Here is a 2,787-nt window from a genome sequence, read left to right on the forward strand (position 1 = left end):
GCAGATGTACGGGCGAGCCGGCTTCGTGCTCCTCCGCCATCGCATCCTGCTCGGCTAAACCACGGTCCGTCACCACCGAAAGTGCGCCAGAGCCAGTGACCGTACAGTCCCAGCACCGAGGCCAGACTGGTCGCGCGGACCCGAGTGGGGGGCCGACAGGGTGTGTCGGCGTCAACTCATGAACGGATGATGGCTTGTTCGAGCAGGTCCTGAAGGGCGCGCTGCTGCTGGGTGGTGAGGCCGGCCAGCGGTGAGTCCTGGGCGAGGAGTTCGAGGAGCCGTTCACGGAGGGCGTTGCCCTCCGGGGTGAGGACGAGTTGCTTGGCGCGGCGGTCAGTGGGGTGCGCGCGGCGCTCGATCAGGGCCTGTTTTTCGAGCTTGTCAACGATAAAGGTGGCGTTGGAGGGCTCGCAGCTCATGCGTTCGGCGAGCTCTCGCATGGTCATTGGTCCGGTCATCTCCCGCAGCGCGGTCGCCTGGGCCGCGGTGAGGCCCAAGGTGACCGCGCGTTCGCGTACGTGATCGGCGATCTGCTGGGCCAGTCCGTTCACCAGACCGCACAGCTCCCGCTCGGCGATGGCCTGCGGTTCTGGGGACGTCGTCATGCGTCCCATCCTAGCAAGTCCATCAAGCCAGCACATTTAAACCTTGACTATTTCAAGTCAGCACATTTCAAGCTTGACTGCTTCAAGCTTGATATTTATGGTGGCCTGGTCGCCGACGACACGGCGATGACCTGACCCCGATGAAGGGAACGCGACCATGGCGAACTCCGCGGTTGACCAGGACGAGCGGCTGCGGCGGCCGGCGGGGATCCGCTCGGTATGGCTGGGCGACACGAGGGTGTCCTTCGTGCCGGACGGGGCTATCCAGGGCAGGCCGCGCAGCTGGCTGCCGGACACCACCGATGAGATCTGGGCCGCCCACCCGCAGTACCTGGATGCCTCCGGCCATCTTGTGGCGAGTATCGGTGGTCTCCTGGTGGAGAACGGCGACCGCGCACTGTTGATCGATGCGGGGTGGGGGCCGGTGTCGCTGCCGGCCGAGCCGGGAAATCCGAACGGCGCCGTTTACGGTGGCGCGCTGCTGGACAGTCTGGCCGAGCTCGGCCGCAGGCCTGAAGAGATCGAGGCCGTGGCTTTCACCCACCTGCACATCGATCACCTCGGCTGGGCCTGGCATCCCGCCCCGGGCGGTGACCAGCCCGTGTTCACCCAGGCCGCGTATGTGGTGGCCGAACCGGAATGGGCCCAACGCGACCTGTTCGCGCAGGGCATCACCGAGGAGGAGGCCACCGCGCTGACACCGCGCGTGCGTACGGTGATGGACGGGCAGGAGGTCTTCCCTGGCGTGCGGGTCCAGATCACCGGTGGTCACACGGCCGGGCACACGCAGTACGTCATCACTGGGGGCGGAACCCGGCTGATCGCCTTCGGCGATGCCCTGCATTCACCGATCCAGGTGGACCACCCCGAATGGTCCTGCCTCTACGACCATGACCCTGCCCAGTCCGCCGAGCATCGTCATCATCTCGTTGCCGAGTTGGAAGAGCCTGACACGATCGGCTTTGGCATCCACTTCGCCGATGCGGTCTTCGGGCAGGTCCGCCGGGACGGCGCCGGCTCCGCCTGGCGCCCCCTGGACGTCTGACCCGCCCCGAGATCGACCATGACAACGACAATCAACCGCGGCCTGCCCACCCGCTCGCCCGCACGGCACTGGCCGGGAATCATCGCGACCGCGCTGACCGCGACCGTGGCGGGGATGCCCGGTTTCACCGTCGGGGCGCTGGCCCCGACGATCGAAGCAGACCTGCACACCTCCCGCAGCGCCCTCGGGCTGGCGATGAGCCTCTTCTACGCCGCCACCGCTTTCGGCTCGCCCGTCGCCAAACGGGTGGCGGCGCGGTTGCCGGTCCCTACGGTCCTCGCCGTCGCGGCGCTGGTCGCGTCGGCGGTCATGCTGGTGGCGTCGCGGGTGACCGGGCCGGGGATGCTGACGGCGATACTGCTGGTGGGCGGGTTGAGCAACGCACTCGTCCAGCCGGTGGCGGGCCGGCTGATCGCGGCGCGCGTCCCGGAACACCGGCGTTCGCTGGCCGCGGGCATGATCGGCGCGGCGCTGGGGGCGGGCACCCTCGTCCCCGGCCTGCTCGTCGCCCTGGTCCTCCCGGCGTACGGCTGGCGGGCCGCCCTGCTTGTCGCGGGTATCGCCGCGCTCGTTCCGGCTACGTTCGCCCCGCTGGCCCGCGCACCCGGCGGCCCGCCGCCCGTACGGCCGAAGGAGGCCGGCGTAGCCGGCGACAAGCAACGGACGGTCGGGCGGGTACTCGGGCTCTGGGCGCTGGCCGCGGCGCTCTCCGCGACCGGCAACAACGCGGTGGCCACGTACTTCGTCGAACTGGGCACCCACTCCGGGCTAGGCACCACCCTCACGGGTAACCTGCTGTCGCTCAGCGCCCTGTTCGCCATCGCCGTACGGATCGCCGCCGGGGCACTCACCGACCGGGCTCCTCGCCGCAATTCGGCGGTGATCGTCACGATGATGCTCACCGGCGGGCTCGGGCTGGCACTGATCGCGATCGGGACGTCAACGACGTTCGTTCTCGGTGCGATCCTGGCCTTCTCCGCGGGCTGGGGCTGGACCGGGCTCCTGCTCGCCACCACGCTGCGCCTGGTACCCGGCCGGACCGAGGACGCCGGGCACACCGTGCAGATCGGCCTCTACGCGGGCGCCGCCATCGCACCGTTCGCCTTCGGGGCCCTCTCCAGCGCCTTCGGGTTCCCG

The 2,787-nt window shown here is 69.4% G+C and carries 3 protein-coding genes; 2 read left to right on the forward strand and 1 reads right to left on the reverse strand.

Annotation, left to right across the window (positions count from 1 at the left end; all coding sequences use genetic code 11):
• Window positions 1-176 precede the first annotated feature (176 nt).
• Window positions 177-605 carry a MarR family transcriptional regulator gene (locus tag AB0J09_RS61575; protein ID WP_360713346.1) on the reverse strand — a complete coding sequence of 143 codons (429 nt, stop codon included), beginning with the start codon at window positions 603-605 and terminating at the stop codon, window positions 177-179.
• 157 nt (window positions 606-762) lie between these two features.
• Between AB0J09_RS61575 and AB0J09_RS61580 the strand changes: the two genes are divergently transcribed.
• On the forward strand, window positions 763-1,650 hold the full coding sequence (locus tag AB0J09_RS61580) for an MBL fold metallo-hydrolase (RefSeq protein WP_360713348.1): 888 nt from the start codon (window positions 763-765) through the stop codon (window positions 1,648-1,650).
• Window positions 1,651-1,668: 18 nt separating this feature from the next.
• The coding region (locus AB0J09_RS61585; RefSeq protein WP_360713350.1) for an MFS transporter at window positions 1,669-2,787 on the forward strand (1,119 nt) is incomplete at its 3' end.

It is taken from the genome of Nonomuraea sp. NPDC049784 (assembly GCF_040659615.1).
Classification (GTDB): Bacteria; Actinomycetota; Actinomycetes; order Streptosporangiales; family Streptosporangiaceae; genus Nonomuraea.